Raw genomic sequence first — 19,472 nt, forward strand, 5'->3', positions numbered from 1 at the left:
TATTCTTCCTTATTTAGACCAACACAAAAGTGCAAAGCCAAAGCTTCGCTTCTTTTCCCGCAAACAGCATATCCAAGACGATGCGATTTGTCCCCATGATCCGCGAAGATTAAACTAATGCGATCATGAAAGACGTCGTTCGGTTTTAGGATCAAAAACATGCAGATGGTCCGGCGACACGCGGATTGGCAACACTTCGCCGCCTTTTATATTCCGGATTCCCTCAAGCCGTACGGTTAGATCAGACCTGCTCTCACCAAAATGGCCATGAACAAGCGTATCCGCACCCAGTTGCTCCACCATGGTCACAGTCATGGGAACTGCATCAGGCGCTTCAGCTACCAACTCCAAATGTTCTGGACGGACCCCAAGGATCACATCTTTTCCGCCATGTTCCGCCATTCCTCCATCGCCAAGTGGCAATGCCTCCTGACCGGAAATAGTGATCGTCTTCCCCATAGAGTCGATCCTGGCCTCCGCAAAATTCATGGCGGGAGAACCAATAAAGCCCGCCACGAAAAGAGACGCTGGGCGTTGATATAGCTCGATCGGTGTGCCGAGTTGCTCTACATTGCCGGCATTCAGCACCATCAAACGGTGGCCCAGCGTCATGGCCTCAACCTGGTCATGCGTAACATAGATACTGGTAATCCCAAGACTTGCCTGAAGCGTCTTTATTTCCAGGCGCATTTGAACCCGAAGTTTTGCATCCAGGTTGGAAAGCGGCTCATCAAAAAGAAAGACACTTGGTTCGCGCACGATTGCCCGGCCCATCGCGACGCGCTGTCGCTGCCCCCCGCTCAACTGACGAGGCTTACGGGTGAGTTGTTCGTCCGTCAGTTCCAGAATGGTCGCAGCCTTCTTGACCCGCTCCCCAATCTCAGCCTTTGACAGCCCCATGATCTTGAGACCATACGCCATATTTTTGTAAACGCTCATATGCGGGTACAATGCGTAGTTCTGAAAGACCATAGCGATATCCCGCTCAGATGGCTCCAGATTATTGACGGGGCGATCACCGATGCTCAGCTGCCCTTCAGTAATGGATTCAAGCCCTGCGATCATCCTGAGCAAGGTCGACTTTCCGCAACCCGAAGGCCCGACTAGAACCAGGAATTCCCCGTCCTCAATCTCGACATCGACGCCATGGATAGCTTTAAAACCGTTCGGATAGGTTTTACGAATGCCCTCTAGAACAACCCGTGCCATCGTTTCAAATTCCCTACTTATTTCTCAGTTTCCGTCAGCCCTTTAACGAAGAGGCTTTGCATAAAAATAACGACACAGATCGGCGGCAACATGGCGAGCAACGCCGTCATCATGATTACATTCCACTGCGGCACCTGTTCTGCCGCTTCCAGCATCTGCTTAATTCCCATCACGACCGTATACATTCCAGGCTCGGATGTAATCAGGAGAGGCCAGAGGTACTGGTTCCAGCCATAGATAAAGAGAATTACGAACAGGGCGGCAATGTTGGTCCGCGACATCGGGATCAGAATATCCCAGAAAAAACGCATGGGACCAGCGCCGTCGATACGGGCCGCCTCAAGCATCTCATCAGGAATAGTCAAGAACACCTGACGAAACATGAAGGTCGCCGTCGCAGACGCAATCAGTGGAATGGAGAGCCCCCAGTAACTATCAAGCATACCAAGATTGGCAACCACCTCATATGTCGGTAAAATCCGGACTTCGACGGGCAGCATCAGGGTGATAAAGATCATCCAGAAGAAGAACATGCGAAACGGGAATCGAAAATAGACAATCGCAAAGGCCGATAACAGAGAAATGGCAATTTTTCCAACCGCAATCATCATTGCCATGATGAGACTGTTCAGCATCATGTAACCAACGCCATTGCCATCCATGCCGCTCATCCCGCGGTTCAGGGAGATATCGAGGTTCTCAAAAAAATGCCCCCCCGGTAACATCGGTAACGGGACTTGCGTCATGCGAATTTCAGGGTGGCTCGCAGCCACAAACATGATCCAGATCGGAAAGGCAATAACCACTACACCAAGGATCAACATAATATGAGAGAAGATTGCTAATAGCGGCCTGTTCTCAACCATCAGTACGCCACCCTCTTTTCAACATATTTAAACTGAATAACCGTCAGGCCGATTACCATGATCATCAGGATAACCGACTGTGCCGCCGACCCGCCAAGGTCAAGGCCGACGAAACCGTCACTAAACACCTTATAAACCAGTATATTTGTTGCGCCCGCCGGGCCACCCGAAGTGACAACATGGATAACACCAAATGTTTCAAAAAAGGCATATACAATATTAACAACAAGCAAGAAAAAAGTAGTCGGCGATAGCAGGGGCAGGACAATGTCAAACGTTCGGCGTATGGGGCCTGCACCGTCAATTGCCGCTGCTTCGATCAGTGATTTTGGAATGGATTGCAGTCCTGCGAGGAAGAATAGGAAGTTATAGGCAACCTGTTTCCACGCTGATGCCATAACCACCAGCCCCATCGCCTCTTCGCCATTCAATTGATGGTTCCATTCATACCCGAGCGCTGAAAGAGCATAACTCACGATGCCCAATGTTGGATTAAACATAAAGACCCATAAAGCACCCGCCGTGACCGGCGCAACGGCATATGGCCAAATTAATAGAGTTCTATAGGCTCCAGAACCCTTGATGACGCGATCTGCAAAAAGCGCAAGCAGCAACGCGAAAGACATGGAAAGAAAGGCAACGAGAAAGGAAAAAACAATAGTGATTTTAAATGAATGCCAATAGAGAGGGTCGCTGACGAGTGCCTCAAAATTCCTAAACCAGACAAACTCCGATTTCAGTCCAAAGGCGTCTTCCAGCAGCAGTGACTGGTAAAGCGCCTGACTTGCGGGCCAGATAAAGAAAACAAGGGTAACAACAATCTGCGGCAGCACCAGAAGAAAAGGCAGCACAGATGGCCCGAAATGGACATTCTTCAACATGAACTAGATCCCCTCTGAATGTGCCGCCGCAACATAATTACGTTACGGCGGCTTTCATCAGAAAATCAAACGTTACGATTCGTTTGCTTCTTCAAACTTACGAAGGAGAACATCACCGCGCTTCGCGGCATCATCCATACCCTGTTCCGGCGCCTTTGAGCCGTTCCAGATAGCTTCCATCTCTTCATTAATGATGTCGCGGATCTGGACAAAGTTACCAAAGCGGATACCACGTGAGTTCGGTGTTGGCGTATTCAGGCTAAGCTGCTTGATCGCCGTATCCGTACCCGGGTTGGACTCATAAAAGCCCTGCTTCTTAGAGAGTTCATAAGCAGCAGTCGTTATCGGCACATAGCCAGTTTCCTGATGCCACCATGCCTGAACTTCCGGAGACGACAGATAGGTCATGAACTTCGCAACGCCTTTATAATCATTATCCTGCTTACCGCGGAGCACCCACAGTGTCGCGCCGCCAATGATGGAGTTTTGCGGCTTGTCGATCACATTTGGATAATAAGGCAGCATCGCCTGGCCAAAATTGAACTTTGCCTGGCTTTTCATGGACCCGTAATATGCAGAAGAATTCATCCACATGCCACATTCGCCATTTGTGAACATCGGCAGGCTGTCACCCCGGCGTCCACCATAGACAAAGAGATTTCCTTTCTGCCAATCCTGAAGGTTCTTCATATGGGTTTTGACAATATCGTTATTGAATTCAAAGGTCGTTTTGGTGCTCTTGAATCCATTTTCTTCGGTGGCCATCGGGATGTTGTGCCAGGCACTGAAGGTCTCGATCATGACCCAGGATTGCCACCCAAAGGAGAAGCCACATTTATATCCAGCGGCAACCAGTTTTTCAGAAGCTTCCTTCATTTCCGGCCATGTTTCCGGCACCTTTGAGACACCCGCCTTGTCAAGTGCGTCCTTATTGTACCACAGAACCGGCGTGGAACTGTTGAATGGCATGGAGAGCAGTTCACCGTCAGATGTCTGGTAGTAACTGATCACAGCAGGCAGATAATCCGACTTGTCGAACGGCTCGCCTGCATCTTTCATCATTTGCTCAACCGGATAGACGGCGCCCTTGGCAGCCATCATCGTCGCGGTTCCAACTTCAAAAACCTGCACGATATGCGGCTGCTTCTTGGCACGGAAGGCTGCGATTGCCGCCGTCATTGTTTCCGTATAGTTACCTTTGAATGTCGGTACGACTTTAAAGTCGGACTGGGTCGCATTGAAGTCTTCAGCGATTTTATTGACCCGCTCCCCGTTGGTACCGCCCATGGCGTGCCACCACTGAATTTCAGTAACCGCCGAAGCGACACTGGTTCCGCTCATAAAGGCAGCCAAAGCTGCCGGTAGAACTAGTTTTTTGAATATAGCCATAATGTTTCCCTATAGGTTGATTATAAAACACCACGGTATGCGATGCCCGAATCTGATTTCTTTCTATCGGAGGCAACCCGTCCCCTTCCAATAGAGTATAGGTATTTGCCCGACCTTCAATTACGGTTTAATGACACCCCTTCAAACTAATTCAAGATTCCACAATTTACGGGATTAGTGATAATCTTTCTGAATAACTCCATAACATTGTATTATGAGATTGATGCGTAGATAATGGCAAATGGAATGAATCGGCTTAGACAACTTGAAGCTTTTAGGGCTGTTATGATTGCCGGCGGAGTGACCGCCGCAGCCAATATTCTTAATGTCTCTCAGCCGGCTGTCAGCCGCCTGATTGCCAGCTTGGAAAAGTCTCTAAAAATACCCCTTTTCGATCGGCGTCAGGGACGGCTATACCCAACTGCGGAAGCCGAATTTTTATACGGTGAGGTCGACAGGGCTATCACTAGTCTTGACCATGTCACACAACTTGCTGCTGATATTCGCAATCAAAAGGCCGGGCATTTACGTATCGCCTGTCTTCCCGGCTTTGCGACCTCACTGCTTCCCCGCGTTGTCGCTGAGTTTCTGGCTGAACGGCCAGACGTTACCATGTCAATCCAGACCCGGAGCTCTGCCCGGGTTCGCGAATGGATCGCTGCGCAGCAATATGACATTGGTATTGCAGATGAATTTGAAGGGCATAGCGCCGTCAACCATGAATCCGTCAATATTCGGACGGTTTGTGCCCTATCAAGTCGCCATCCACTCGCCAGTCAGCAAGTGATCACAGCTAAAGATCTCGATGGATTGCCGATGATCATACAGGATCGGCAGAACCGCTTCTATCACGCGGTCAAAGCCGCATTTGATGCCTCCGGCGCCGTCCTGAATCATCGCGTCGAAGTCCGCCAGTTTGCAACGGCCTGCCTGTTGGCAGAACAAGAAGCCGGCATCGCCATAGTCAGTTCAATTGACGCAGCGGAATATGTCGGGCGTGGCCTGGTGACGCGAACCTTCGAGCCCGAACTGCCCTTTCGTCTCGACATTCTGTATCCAAAGTATCATCCACGATCACTTTTGATGCAGGAGTTTATTACGCAGTTTCGGGAAAAATTGATGCCATTTGCCTTACCGGATGAATTCGCAGAACCAATTTAATTGACTGAGTCCAGTATTTTATTGTCTAATTACAATAAAATGGGAGGTTAAGGTGGCTGTTTCAGAAAAACGTATCGACGCCGTCAGAAGGTTCAACCGGTTTATTACGAAACATATTGGCGCCCTTAATGAGGGCTTGCTGAATAGTCGATTTTCCCTGACTGAAATGCGTGTGCTCTATGAGCTCCATACAAATGATGGTCTGACGGCGGGCGATCTGGCAAAACTTCTATCTCTTGATCCGGCTTACCTCAGCCGTTTGCTAAAAAAGTTCAAGTCAGAAGATCTCATCAATACGGTCAAAAGCACCGCCGATGGGCGATTACGTTTCCTCTCCCTCACCAATGAAGGCCGACGTGTTTTTGCGCCTTTTATTGAGGCGTCCCGAGCAGAAGTCGCGACCATACTCGAGCCTCTCTCCGATGCCGAGCAAATCCGCCTCATCGCGTCCATGAACTTTATTTCTTCAACTCTCGATAGCCCTGAGAAAGGAACTGACCCAATCATAATTCGAAGTCATCGTCCTGGTGATATTGGATGGGTTATCCATCGGCACGCTGTCCTTTATGCTCACGAGTATGGATTAGATGCGAGTTTTGAGGCTCTCGTTGCCAAGATCGGCGGAGAATTCCTTGAAAACTACAAACCTGAATATGAGCATTGCTGGATTGCTGATCGAAACGACGAAATTCTTGGTTCCGTTTTCCTGGTACAGAAGGACGAGTCAACAGCTCAGTTACGCCTGCTATATGTTGAACCTACAGCTCGGGGGCTTGGGGTCGGCCGCAACCTGATTGAAGAATGCATCCAATTTGCCGGGCGCAAGCAATACAAAAAAATAACCTTATGGACCAACAGCATTCTCCACGCAGCGATACATCTATATGAGGAGGCTGGTTTCAAACTGGTTGATGAGCAACCGCATCATAGTTTCGGTAAGGATCTTGTCGGGCAGACCTGGGATCTGGTTCTATGAAGCGTGAACAATTGGCTCTTGCAGCTGCCGCCGCGAGCGGAATTGTCATTGGAACCGCCACCGTCGCGACCGGATCGGTCGTCAACGAAACAGGTCCCATCACAATTGCTTTCATCCGTTACCTGATCGGCGTCCTGCTATTATTACCGCTTGCAAACCGCATTCGCTGGAGCCCGGTAACATTTCGGGACTTCATAGCAATCCTTCTCTTCGGTATTTTTCAGTTTGGATTTCTGATCATACTGCTGAACGTCTCGGTTATTTATATAGCGGCAGGCCTCGCTGTTCTTATTTTCGCAAGCCTCCCGCTTCTCACCATGGCCATCGCCATCCTGCTTGGGCGGGAGAACTTTACTTACCGCAAAATGTTCGGAATTCTTCTTACCATCGCAGGGGTTGGATTTGCCGTTGGAGCAACGGCGTTCGTTGAAGGCTTCGGCATGATGGGCTGGATCGGTATCGGTGCAGCGTTACTAAGCGCATTTTTGGGAGCGCTCTGTTCCGTCCTCTATGGAGCCTATATGCCCCGTTACCCGACATTACAGATCAGTACAATGGCTATGGGATGCGCTGTTCTATTCCTGTTTGGTCTCGCCCTTATGGAAGGCATGGCCGATACTGTAACAAGCTTTTCGATAAACATCTGGCTGGTTCTTTTTTTCATCGGCTTCTTAAGCGCAGTAGGTTATTTTTGCTGGCTTTTTGCACTCTCACACATCCCGGCATCAAATGTAACGGTGTTCCTGGGTCTCAGCCCGGTTACGGCGGCAATACTGGGCGCTATTTTTCTCGCGCAACCGCTTTCTGTTCAGGATTTAATCGGAACCGCGCTAGTAGCTGCCGGCCTTATCATTTCACTTTGGCGCAAGAAGGATCCGACGCCAGTGCCCTAAATATTTTTTTCTACTCGGTTAGAACACTGTAATTTTTTAAATAATCAGAGCGAAATTTGGCGTTTCCACGGTTTTGTGTTACGCAGCGTAAATTTAATTTTGCGTGAGTGAAGGTGACCCGTTTTTCAAGTCGAAGCTGTATTTGCTGAATTTTGTTGTAGTACGGATTAATTTGGGAACGTCTTAAAAAATGAAAACCGTCAATTCAGCTACAGCCTCCATTTTTATTTTCCTTGCTGTTCTCCTGTCAATTAGTAGAGCTGATGTTTATGGAATAATTCCATCTCCATTGCAGGTTGCCATCGCGATTGGAATTGTGCTCTTATTATTTGGGGTCTTAGGCGGGCGAAAAATCTTTCTTACCGTTCTTTTGGCTATTGGTGGCTTCGCCTTAATAATGCTTGCCTGGTCATTTGGAACCCAGCCCTTCTTCCCGGCAGGTCATGACGGATATGTATATCATCTGACCGCTATCTGGGATTTGGCGAACGGTTGGCATCCATTTTTTACATCGAATAACAACATTTGGGTTGATTCCTATCCTTCGGGGTATTGGACACTGCAGTCATTTCTCGTCTCTACCACCGGCCTGACTATGGCGGGACAATCCTTATTGATTGGATTAATGGCGGTTCTAGGGCTGCAATCTTATGCTTTTTTTCAAGAATTAACGTCGCCATTGATGACGAGATTCAAGCCATGGTCCGCAATCCTGTTCTCTGGAATTGTCGTTGCCAACCCCGTTCTTCTGACTCAAATACAAACACATTATGTTGATGCTCCGTTATATCTTGTTGGGGCATCGCTCATATTTTTTCTCATTTCCGATGCGTTTTCGCGAGACCGCACCGCCTTTGTAGGTGCCATTAGCTGCGTCATTATTTTAATCAACATTAAAACAAGCGCACTTTACTTTACACCGCTTATCCTTTTCGGTGGCTTTTTGGTGGAGCTTTATATCTTTAGAGAGCCTTCCGAACCGATGCGGAGAGTTTTTCAATGGATCGGAAAGCGAGGCATGTATTATGGACTGGCGGGAGTCTTCGGAATTCTCGTAATTGGCTATAAACCTTATGTCACCAATGTCCTGGACCATGACAATTTTTTCTATCCACCATCCGCAGAAATAATGGATAAAAACACGCCTGTTAATGTTCAGGAACCGATGTCCAGCCCCATGAAATTCCTGATCGGAATGCTGGCGAGAACAGAGCATAATCGGTACGGCATCCCTGTCGAAGCCCCCATCAATATTAAAATTCCCGGGACTTTTACCTTGGCGGAGTTTAAGGCGCCTGACTTCGATATTCGCCGTGGCGGATTCGGGCCATTATTCAGCCTTGCCTTGCTGGCTTCATTGCTCTCCATTTTGGCAAGCCGCCTCGCAATCATTCGAGAGGAATTAACCTTGCCTCAACGGAAAAGCTGCGGCATAGCGCTTTTCGGTTTCATATTGCTTGGCATGACTATCTTTTTTCCAGAACCCTGGTGGGCCAGATACGTCCCATTTCTTTGGCTCACCCCAATCTTTCTGGCGATCTCACCCCTGATTTTCGAGGTTACGGGTAGGACAAGGATATTTGCACAGTCCATGCTGACCATAACCCTCGCCTCCTTACTCGGCTGTGTACTTTCAGGGACGTTGGGTGCCGCGCGGCAACATGTTCAGACTTATGAAAGATTTGCCACACTGGAACAAATGAAAGCAGCGCCTTTCGTTGAACTGACACTTATAAAGGAAGTTCGGGTATTCTCTGATGAAGACTCTTTATCGCAATCTGATGCGGCCACTGTTTACGCGGAGATACTTCAAGAGGAAGGCATAAAAACAAGAATTACGGCGGAATTTGACGAAGAAAAATGCGCCCAGTCGGGATATTTTTTCGGCGCTGTTCTTTGGTGTATTCCGAATATGTCAAAGGAATAGTCACCCCAAATGATGACATCCTGAGTCATTTTTGCGAATATATAATCACGACAAATTTTATTGTTCCAGCTTCTTTATGGTTGCATGCGAGGGGGATCCGAAATTGCACCACAACAGCCACAGTCTGTACTCTCGTATTTCCATTGTTAGTGCGTCGTCAGTTTTTATTTTTTTGGGCCTTCTCCTAACTGTAAACCGGTTGACAATTGCAACCATGCTGCCCCCTTTCGCGGACATCGGAATTTCCTTCCTGCTTGCAGTTGTTTTCGTTTTTATTCTGGAAGGAATAAATGCCTCGAGAACCGCACTGTTATCTATCGGAATCTTCTTACTCTTTTTAATACTATGGGCACTTGCGACATCACCACTTTACTCACCGGGGGATGATGAATATGCCTATCATTTGACTGCGATCTGGGACCTCGCGGAAGGATGGAATCCACTCGCGACTGCTCACAATAATATATGGATAGATTCATATCCGAACGGTTATTGGGCTTTGCAATCCTATATTGTCGCAACAACCGGACTAATTCTATCCGGTCAGTCGCTTCTGACTGGCCTCATGGCCACTGTTACGGTTCTTACTTTTGGCTTCTTTCTTGAACAGTTTGCGGGTCGCCTCTCCCGGTACCAGAAACTCGCCTCACTTTTTCTGGCAGGGATTATAATCGGGAATCCTATCGTCCTGACGCAAATGATGACTCATTACACAGATGCGCCGCTCTACCTTATCGGCTGCGCTCTCGTTTTCTTTCTGATGATAGATGCATTTACGCCCAATAAACTTGCCAGATGGGGCGTAATCAGCTGCATAATTCTGCTTATCAATACCAAAACAGCCACCCTGTACTATGTTCCCCTTATCGTGATTGGTGGATTTGTCATGGACCTTGTTCTTAACGGGTCGATAAAAGATTGTGTTCCACGGGCTTTCCAATGGATTTTAAGAAAAGGATTCTTGTATGCTTTCGTGTATTTCTTTGCAATTATTGTTCTTGGGTACAAGCCGTATGTGACCAATCTTCAGGACCATTTGGCGCTGCTTTATCCCTCTGTTACAGAAATCATGAGCTATAATATTCCCAACAATGTGCAAGGGGTTTCGGCTCCTGTCGGGTTCTTTTATGGAATATTTGCTGAAACCGGCCGAACATTGTGGCCTTATCCCTTTGATTCCCAAATCCACCTCAAGATACCGGGAAGCTTTACATTCGACGAATTCAAAATCCTTCGTTTTGACACACGTCGCGGAGGGTTTGGCCCCTTTTTCAGCCTGGCATTATTAAGCTCCCTTTTAACCTACATTACCTGTAGAGCTGCCTGCTTCTCAAGTAGGTCATATACGATGGTCAAGGGTGGGGACAGCATTGCTGCCTACGCCACCATTCTTTTCCTTATGTCTATGTTTTTTCCTGAATCCTGGTGGGCCCGCTATGTCCCATTTACCTGGCTCAGTGCTGTACTTTTTGTTATTGCCTCATTTTACCTCACCGGCCATGGTAAAACGCTGATCTTTATCCGATTCATACAAAGCGTTGCCCTGCTTTCATTTCTTCTTAGTATGGCCGCAGGCGCTGGCGGTGCACTTAAGCAAAACATCCAGGTTCGGACGGCCACCAAGGCAATTGAAGCCGCGAAAGACAATCCGGTTATCGAAATATATATCGAGAAAGATATCAGAATAACCCGTGATTATCAGTCCAAACAAATTTCCGATGCCGCGAATGTTTGGGCCCGCGTACTTGCGCGAAACGACGTTCACGTCCGTATTGTCGGAACTAAGCTCCCTGCAAATGAAAAAAAATATTGTCAGAAACTAGGCTGGTTAGAAGCTCATGTGCTCTGGTGCATTCCAAAAACAAAAAACGGTGCAGGTGGTTGAATTAACTGCTGCCACTGGTGTTCAGGCAGGCTTATTTACCTTAACCAGGGAAACGTCTCTTGATCGTAACAGGAACAAGGCAATCAGCAGTATAAGAGCGCCGTAAAAATGTAAGGATTGCAACAAGTTTAGCGGAGGCTTACTGAATGCTTCTGTTTCGATGAATGAGAAATAATTGGCGAGAAGGAAATAACTTATACATAGAAGCAGAAGGTTAAGGTATGTCGAAAGCCTCGCTTCTTTAGAGAAAGAATGAACAGCCACCAAAAAAGCGGCGGCTATAACAGGCATCAATATTCCGTAATGGTGTACCCATGCGACCGGCGACGCGATTGTACAAACCAGCAGCATCGTCGCAAGATCCAGTGCAGAGCCCATCGTTTGCTCCCTTTCGGAGCCAACATAGGTCCCTCTTCGATAAAATAGCCCAACCAGTATGAATAAGACTGTAGAGACCAATGTTCCCACGTGAACGACACGATCATATGGAGCGAAAGTTTCCAATGTCCACATAAGGGACGTGGCGTCGACAAATAACCGGTTCAACAGCCCATTAACGCTCTGGTTCGGCCAATACACCTCACCATGCTGGCCCATGTGAGAGAGTGCTCGCAGATAATCGAGATGCTCCTGAAAACCGAATATGGCCAGGGAAATAATGCCCGCAGGTATAAAGACAAGCAGCAGGCCGATTGAAAATTGTTTTTCTTTCCTTAAAGCTGCCCAGAGAAGAAGCAATGCAAACTGCGGCTTAATTAGTGCCGCGAGTGCGATCATCATGCCAGAGAAGTACTTTCGTCCCATAAGCCAGCTCAGGAAAGCCATACTTATCAGTAAATCTATGATCACCTGTACCTGGCCGATAAACTGCCCCCACATGACAGGATAAAAGCTGTACGTGCCGATCAGGACAATGAGGAAGCTAGCGACGCGGAATACATTAGAAACCCGGAATTCCTGATAATATTTTTTTACAATGACGATTATTGTTTGATAGCTACAGACAACTATTCCGACCAACGATAAATATGATACGAAGTTCGCAATTTCAGTCGCCCGCTCCCAACTCATATCAAACTTATAAACCACCCAAAATGGCAGAATGCTGATTGGCGGATACTGAAACTTAATGTTCCGTTCGAAGAAAACGCTTTCGTAGATACCCTTATCTGGAAATTGAAGCTTGGCGACGGCAGCCTCTGTCATTGGCCACCATGAATCAAAGTAAATCAGGTCAAACTTCAGGACCGTGCTCGTGAGTGTTGCGATATAGGTATCGCCCAATGCATAATCTATGACGTCTTTCGCGATGCCCAGAGCGACTATCCCGCCCATTACTAGAATGAAAAGAACTGCGGGACTGACTGAAATATTGGATCGCTGAAACATTAAAGAACTATCCGAACTTGCGATAAAATTAACGGAACAAGTCACGCCTGAAATTAATAAGGAAGTCGCCCGAATACTACCGGATGAGGAAAAAGGGTCAAGTTTTCCCCGCAGGCGACAGACTATATGCCAGGAGTTTCCATTTCCTAACTACCGTCATCCGCTCTATTTGCTAGAGCATGTCTTAACAACAATAATGCGATTAATAGGAAAATGCCGCCATAGAAAAAGTAAGACAATACTAAATTTACCGGAGAGTCATAGTAGGCTTCTTTGTCCAGAAAACTAAAATAGTTCGATACTAAAATGTAACTAATACAGAGCAACGCGAAACAAGCCATTGCATAGCCTGTCCGTTCCTTCTGCAAAAGAATGATGGCAACCATAATAGCCATTAGAAATATAGGCCATGCAACACCATAGTGATGCGTCCATACAGTCGGAGAGGCCATTATTGATAACAAGACCATTGTTGCTAAATCCAACGCCGAATTTAACGTATTGTTACCAGACAAACTGGAGCCTGGAATTTTTGGTTTGTTATAAAATAAGCCAAACAACACAAGAAGGATTGTCGAAGCCAATGTACTGAAATAGACGTAGGGGTTATATTCAGAGTAGGAATACGGATCAAAATCTGCCAGATCTGCATCAGTAATTAAACGGCTAAGCAATCCGTTTACACTCTGGTTTGGCCAAAAGGCCTCCCCATGCAAACTGATATGCGATAAGACCCGCAGATAATCTAAATGTTCTTGGAAGCCAAATACGGCAAGCGATACAATACCCGCCGGAACGAACACGATTAACATTCCAATGGTAAAGGCTTTCTCTTTACGTATTATCCCCCAAAGCAAAAGTAAAATGAGCTGCGGCTTTAATAGGGCCGCTGCGGCAAGGAACATTCCCGCGAAATGCCTCCTGTCAACCAGCCAGGCAAGAAACGTAAGGCTTACCAGAAAATCAATGAGAACCTGTAGTTGTCCCAGATACTGCGCAATAACAATCGGGTGAAATGTAAAAACAGAAAGAAAGGTTACAACAAATATCCCCAATTTCTTTCTTGCGGGTAATAGTTTTTCGTTACCATAAATGCCTAGAATATTGATAACTATTCTGTAACCGCAAAATGCGATACCGAACACCGCCAGAAATGAAATGGTATAGGAAATTTTGACGATAGCCTCAAAGTCAAACCCAAATTTAATCAGGATCATATAGGGAAGCAGGCTTACCGGTGGATATTGAAACTTTATCCCTTTCTCAAAGAATATAAGATCATAGATACCTCGGTCAGTGTACACGCGTCTTGCTTGGGCCGCTTCATACATTGGCCACCAGGAGTCATCCTGCTCCATAGCATGCGTTAAAACCGCCTTTAACTCATAGAATATGTAGCCAAACCCCCAGAAATAATCGATCACCCCGCTAACAAGAAATAGGGAGATTATAACGCAAAAAACTAGCGTGAATGCATTTGCTGGATCTTTGGTTATTTTACGATACATTGTCTTTTCAACTACCTGTGTTCTAAAATCTTCGCCTGACTAAACGCCTGCTTGATCAGTCTGAGCATAACCTGCCAGATATCGCCGGAGTATTAAAAGCACCGCCAGCATCAGGAATGCTCCAAACAGGTAATACGACTGAAGCAAGTTGATGGGAGACGAAGAAAAAGGCTCACTCGCAATGGCCGGAAACCTATTTGATATCAAAAGAAAACTTATCCCCAGAAGCCAACTAACAACGATAATGCTTTGGTCACGCTTTTTCTTGCAAGAATAACAGGCCACCACAACGAAGGTCGCAACAAACAGGGGCCATAAAATACCATAATGGTGATACCATGCTATTGGTGACGCAATTGTCGCCAGCAAAAGCATTGTCGCCAGGTCAAGCGCAGACCATATCGATTGAACGCCTTCTGAAACCGGATGCCTGTTTCCAACTCGGTAAAACAAGCCCAGCAATATAAGCATGACAGTTGTCACGAGAGTCGTAACATGTACGATCGGATTATAGGGCGCATATGAATTTACTGGAAATTCCAGAGAATTAACGTCACTTAATAGCCTGTGCAAAAGCCCGTTAATGCTTTGGTTCGGCCAATAAGCTTCGCCATGTTTCCCCATTAAAGAAAGAGTATCTAGATAGTGGACATGCTCATCAAAACCAAAAACATAAAGGGAAACGATGCCGGCCGGAATAAATACGAGTATCATTCCAACCACAAGCTCCTTTTCCTTGCGAAGGAGCGCCCAAAAGAGAACTAAGGTAAACTGGGGCTTGACCAGTGCCGCAACAGCCAGACAGGCGCCGGAAAAATATTTTCTGTTTGTCAGGAATAATAAAAAAGCCAAGCCGATTACAACATCTAACAAGACCTGAACCTGGCCCAAATACTGCGCTCTGATTATGGCATCGAAACCGAATGTTCCAACCAAGGAAATAGCGAAAATAACGACCCTGTGTCGCCAGCTTAAGTAACTCTCTTTAGATAAATTCTTAAAAGTCGAAACTATTATTTCGTATATAAAAACCGCTAGTATAAATATTGAAGCATAAGACAGTGTATTTGCAATCTCCCGAATAGCCTCCCAACCCAGGCCCAATTTTATTAACACGATAAAGGGCAAAATACTCAGTGGCGGATATTGAAACTTCATCCTCTCTTCAAAAAAGATCGTCTGATAGATTTCATGGCCGTGAATCCAAACTTTCGCAGCATTATACATCGGCCACCAAGAGTCGTCGTCGACGATGATGAGCTGTAATACCGTCCAGGTTTCCTTTATCGCCTCGCCGCTCCCCCAAACATGGTCAACAGCTTCATACAAAAGGCTGATAGTAATCAAAGAGCCGACCATATAAATGAAAATGGTCGCTGGATTACTTTCTCGTGCTCGGAAGTTAAGCTCTGACATTTACACTTCTGACTTTCTTCAGTTTTTGGCCAGCGTACTGCCCGCGGTCGCGTTCGAGCTTGAACACCTCCATACTAGAGATCGACAGGCAAGGGTCAAGTTAGCAAAACAAAATATAATGAAGATAAAATTTAACATAACAAAACAAGCTCGCTCAGGATTTCAGCGCTACACATATTTTCATGGCTTTCCTTGGATTTCGGGACCTTTTATATCCCCGAACAATTACTCTCTCTGAAATGATGTTCGAACAACATGCGGTCATCATTGCCTATACTGGCAATGGTTTATTAGCTTGTTTATGATATCGACGGTGCCCTATAAGAATTTGTACAAAAGGAATACTCGTAAATGACGCGCTTTGCGAATGTAGGATCCGCGGCGATTTTTCTGTTTCTTTCCGTACTCCTTGTCATCAGCAGGATAACGGTAGTGATTGCCGTTCATCCAGTTGTTTTTTTGGCACTTTCGATAGCAATTATAGTCCTCATATTCCGGTTAACTCAGGGATACAGAGCGTCACTGTGGGCGCTGGCAGCGATTGTCGGATTTTGCGCAATAATCGCTGCCTGGGCAATATCAACTCAGTTTCTTTACGATGCCGGACATGATGGCCATTCCTACCACCTTACAGCGATTTGGGATATCGCCGATGGGTGGAGTCCGTTTCTATCGCCCCATGACAATATATGGGTCGATTCCTATCCAAGCGGCTATTGGGTTTTGCAATCATATCTTGTTTCCACAACAGGATTGCTCCTTTCCGGTAAATCTCTGACCATCGGCTTAATGGTTGCCGTTGCATTACTTGCATACGGCTTTTTTCTTGATCACTGTTCAGACCTTGTGGCGCACTACAGGAACTTCTGGGCATTCCTGTTCGCTGTATTCGTGGTCGCGAACCCCGTCACCGTTACCCAGATAATGACCCACTATATTGACGGGTCCCTTTATCTGTTGGGAAGCGCATTTGCGTTATTTCTGTTATCCGATACCTTTTCCGCGAACCGGTTCGCAAAATGGAGCGCCGTGGGATGTATTATTCTGATGGTCAATACGAAAACGGCTTCTCTCTACTATGTCCCAATGATTGTGTTCGCCAGCCTTATGGCCGGATGGGCTCTGAAAAAAATTGAGTTATCACATTTTCAGTTTTTAATTAACTGGATCCTGTCCCGGGGTATTCTGCTTGGAATGGCGTTTATTGTTGGCATTACCGTGATCGGCTACAAACCCTATGTTACGAATATCCTGGACCATGGAGAGTTGCTCTATCCGTCCGTTGATAAAATCATGGCAACCAATATCCCTGAGAACCTGGAACCATTACCCGTACCCATGAAATTTTTATATGGAATTCTGTCGCGAACAGAAGACAGCGTCTGGCCTGTTTTGGTGACAGCTCCTGTCCATCTGAAAATTCCTGGCACCTTCCAACTCTCGGAATTCAAGGATCTTGATTTTGATACCCGCCGTGGCGGCTTCGGTCCTTTTTTCAGTCTGGCACTTATTCTTTCCTTCGCTGTTTATCTCTTATCGAAGTTGACCCAGCAACACGACAGTAATGGACCATTGAAACGCAAGGGCGATGCCATGGCCTTGTTTGCTATCATATTGTTTGGCGCGTCCGTATTGTTTCCTGAATCCTGGTGGGCGCGTTACGTGCCATTTACGTGGCTAGTTGTTCTATTGTTGACATTGTCCTCGTTATTTCATGCCAAAAGGGGCAGCAGCCCCATAGCATCCCAAATTTTGGTTGCCGTCATCGTTTTGTGCTTCGCCGGCAATATTGTTGCGGGACTACTCGGCTCTCTTCGTCAAAGCTGGCAAACTTATCAAAGGACTGCGGTCATAGAGAAAATGAAGAATTATCCGATTATCGAACTTACCCTTATTCACGATCCAAGGGTTATCAAGGATGATCAATCAACGGCAATCACCTATTCAGACCATACCTGGACCACTCTTCTTCGTGAACGTGGCATTAAAACCAGGATCACATCAGAATTCCGAAAGGAAGATTGCGAGATTTCGGGCTTTTTTGACGGTAATATTTTGTGGTGTGCAAAAAATAAACCACGCGATAACTGAAAAATTCTCGGTTCAACATCAGGCATTTTCTGTTCAAAAGAACAGATTTTAGGAAAGATCATTTATGACACGATTTGCAAATATCGGCGCATCGGCAATTTTTCTTTTTCTCGCCATTTTGCTCATCCTAAGCCGTTTTGCTTCTGAGGCTATTCATTCCCCGGTTCTTTTCCTTCTTGCCGCACTCCTAACTACCTCTGTGCTTATCGGGAAGGTCAGTGGACGAAGGAGCATTGCTGTAGGCCTTCTCACCATTCTCGCCTTTTTTATTCTTATTGTTTCTTGGGCATTTGTAACCCAGCCTTTCTATGATCCTGGTTTCGATGGCTATGCGTATCATTTAAGCGCCATATGGGGCATCGGCGAAGGCTGGAATCCCTTTTTATCCCCGCATAACAATATATGGGTGGATTCTTACCCTAACGGTTACTGGGTGCTGCAATCCTACATCGTCAGTCTTACAGGGATGCTGATGTCAGGACAGGCTCTTATCGTTGGCCTGATGGCGGCAGTAGGCCTGTTGGCCTACAGCTTTATTCTGGATAATTTCGCAAGTAGAATAGCTCGCTTTCCCAGGATAGCAGCATTGATATTTGCAAGTCTACTGGTCGGGAACCCGGTTGTCATCGGGCAACTATTGACCCACTATGTAGATGCACCACTATATTTATTTGGCGCTGCACTCGCACTTTTTATGTTATCAGACACATTCTCTTCCAGCCGCCTCGCTCGGATCTCCGCACTCGCCTGTGTCATCCTGATGGTCAATACGAAGACTGCGGCACTTTATTACACTCCGTTGATCGTGGTTGCCGGTTTCGTGACGGAACTTGTATTTCAAAGCACCGATGGAAACATAATATCGCGCACTTTCCACTGGCTAAAAATAAAGGGAAGTTTGTACATCATCACATTCCTTCTTGGCGTCACCGTCATTGGGTATAAGCCTTATGTCACAAATATTCTGGATCACGGACAGCTTCTCTATCCCTCTGTGGCAAAAATTATGAAAGGGAATGAACCTGCAAATGTGGTTTCGTTATCTGCCCCGATGAAATTCTTCTATGGTATATTTGCTCGAACAGATCATAGTGAGTGGCCCATTGACGCTCCAATCGAGCTTAAAATTCCAGGAACTTTTAAACTCACAGAGTTTAAATATCTCCGGTTTGATACCCGAAGGGGTGGATTCGGCCCCTTCTTTAGCCTCGCGTTACTTACGGCGATTGCTGCCTATATGACCAGCCGGATCGCATATCGCAATAAAAATACACCTCACTGGCGCCGCGAGGGAGATGGCCTCGCCTTATTCGGTACTGTAATAATTGGCGCATCTGTATTCTTTCCGGAATCTTGGTGGGCAAGATATGTTCCTTTCACTTGGCTAAGCATCATCCTGTTTATGGTTGCAGCCCTGAAATTGAGCGAGACTGGCAAAGTACCAATCCTATCCCGCCTCTTGCTATGTATTGCGGCCTTATCCTTATTGGGGTGTATTCTTGCAAGTGGCCTTGGCGCGCTTCGTGAGAGTAAGCTTCTTTATTCCAGAACTGAAATGATTCAGGAACTTTCAAAGTTTCCCGAGGTGAAACTCCTTATGTTCTACGAACCTCCCGCCTATCGGGATTACCAGTCCACCTCCACCCAGGACGGACTGTCGGTATGGACGCGTCTTCTTACGGACAGAGGACTGAAAACAGAGATAACCCGCGAACGTAACCAGTTTGACTGTGACATGGCTGGGTATCTTAATGGAGGGATCTATTGGTGCATCGTCATTGATGAAATGCAATAACTCTTAAATCACCCTTCTTAAGCGTCTTTTCAACAAAAAGCGGCTCAGTGATTACTCACTAAGCCGTTGATATTGTTGGTTGCGGG

The 19,472-nt window shown here is 46.5% G+C and carries 14 protein-coding genes; 7 read left to right on the top strand and 7 right to left on the bottom strand.

The window, feature by feature from the left end:
* Positions 1-123 precede the first annotated feature (123 nt).
* From GQE98_RS13810 to ugpB, 4 genes are all read right to left on the bottom strand, one after another.
* Positions 124-1,209, bottom strand: a complete 1,086-nt coding sequence (locus GQE98_RS13810; protein WP_161316187.1) for a sn-glycerol-3-phosphate import ATP-binding protein UgpC — start codon at positions 1,207-1,209, stop codon at positions 124-126.
* A 17-nt stretch (positions 1,210-1,226) separates the two neighbouring features.
* Positions 1,227-2,075: a sn-glycerol-3-phosphate ABC transporter permease UgpE gene (ugpE, locus tag GQE98_RS13815; RefSeq protein ID WP_161316188.1), complete on the bottom strand. Its 849-nt coding sequence runs from the start codon at positions 2,073-2,075 to the stop codon at positions 1,227-1,229.
* Entirely contained in the window at positions 2,075-2,956 is an 882-nt protein-coding gene (ugpA, locus tag GQE98_RS13820; RefSeq protein WP_161316189.1) for a sn-glycerol-3-phosphate ABC transporter permease UgpA, read from the bottom strand. Before ugpA ends, ugpE begins: the two co-directional genes overlap by 1 nt.
* Before the next feature lie 72 nt (positions 2,957-3,028).
* Positions 3,029-4,345 (bottom strand): sn-glycerol-3-phosphate ABC transporter substrate-binding protein UgpB, encoded by a 1,317-nt coding sequence (gene ugpB / locus GQE98_RS13825; RefSeq protein WP_161316190.1) that lies wholly within the window; start codon positions 4,343-4,345, stop codon positions 3,029-3,031.
* Positions 4,346-4,591: 246 nt separating this feature from the next.
* Here ugpB and GQE98_RS13830 point away from each other — a divergent pair, with 246 nt between their 5' ends.
* From GQE98_RS13830 to GQE98_RS13850, 5 genes are all read left to right on the top strand, one after another.
* Positions 4,592-5,506, top strand: a complete 915-nt coding sequence (locus tag GQE98_RS13830; protein WP_161316191.1) for a LysR substrate-binding domain-containing protein — start codon at positions 4,592-4,594, stop codon at positions 5,504-5,506.
* A gap of 52 nt (positions 5,507-5,558) precedes the next feature.
* Positions 5,559-6,482, top strand: coding sequence for a GNAT family N-acetyltransferase (locus tag GQE98_RS13835; protein WP_161316192.1), 924 nt, complete (start codon positions 5,559-5,561; stop codon positions 6,480-6,482).
* Entirely contained in the window at positions 6,479-7,375 is an 897-nt protein-coding gene (locus GQE98_RS13840; protein ID WP_161316193.1) for a DMT family transporter, read from the top strand. The genes GQE98_RS13835 and GQE98_RS13840 overlap by 4 nt, the downstream gene beginning before the upstream one ends.
* 682 nt (positions 7,376-8,057) lie before the next feature.
* Positions 8,058-9,302: a hypothetical protein gene (locus tag GQE98_RS13845; RefSeq protein ID WP_246157265.1), complete on the top strand. Its 1,245-nt coding sequence runs from the start codon at positions 8,058-8,060 to the stop codon at positions 9,300-9,302.
* 565 nt (positions 9,303-9,867) lie between these two features.
* Positions 9,868-11,187 carry a hypothetical protein gene (locus GQE98_RS13850; protein WP_161316195.1) on the top strand — a complete coding sequence of 440 codons (1,320 nt, stop codon included), beginning with the start codon at positions 9,868-9,870 and terminating at the stop codon, positions 11,185-11,187.
* A gap of 21 nt (positions 11,188-11,208) precedes the next feature.
* Here GQE98_RS13850 and GQE98_RS13855 read toward each other — a convergent pair whose 3' ends face one another.
* The 3 genes from GQE98_RS13855 to GQE98_RS13865 form a co-directional block, all read right to left on the bottom strand.
* A complete protein-coding gene (locus GQE98_RS13855) occupies positions 11,209-12,471 on the bottom strand; it encodes a glycosyltransferase family 87 protein (RefSeq protein ID WP_214646500.1) in 1,263 nt (420 codons plus the stop codon).
* A gap of 251 nt (positions 12,472-12,722) precedes the next feature.
* Positions 12,723-14,084: a glycosyltransferase 87 family protein gene (locus GQE98_RS13860; protein WP_161316197.1), complete on the bottom strand. Its 1,362-nt coding sequence runs from the start codon at positions 14,082-14,084 to the stop codon at positions 12,723-12,725.
* Between the two features lie 39 nt (positions 14,085-14,123).
* Complete coding sequence (locus tag GQE98_RS13865) at positions 14,124-15,500, bottom strand: glycosyltransferase family 87 protein (protein ID WP_161316198.1); 1,377 nt, start codon at positions 15,498-15,500, stop codon at positions 14,124-14,126.
* Between the two features lie 351 nt (positions 15,501-15,851).
* Between GQE98_RS13865 and GQE98_RS13870 the strand changes: the two genes are divergently transcribed.
* Positions 15,852-17,591, top strand: a complete 1,740-nt coding sequence (locus GQE98_RS13870) for a hypothetical protein (RefSeq protein WP_161316199.1) — start codon at positions 15,852-15,854, stop codon at positions 17,589-17,591.
* Between the two features lie 64 nt (positions 17,592-17,655).
* On the top strand, positions 17,656-19,386 hold the full coding sequence (locus GQE98_RS13875; RefSeq protein ID WP_161316200.1) for a hypothetical protein: 1,731 nt from the start codon (positions 17,656-17,658) through the stop codon (positions 19,384-19,386).
* Positions 19,387-19,472 lie beyond the last annotated feature (86 nt).

It is taken from the genome of Sneathiella litorea, assembly GCF_009882915.1.
Classification (GTDB): domain Bacteria; phylum Pseudomonadota; class Alphaproteobacteria; order Sneathiellales; family Sneathiellaceae; genus Sneathiella; species Sneathiella litorea.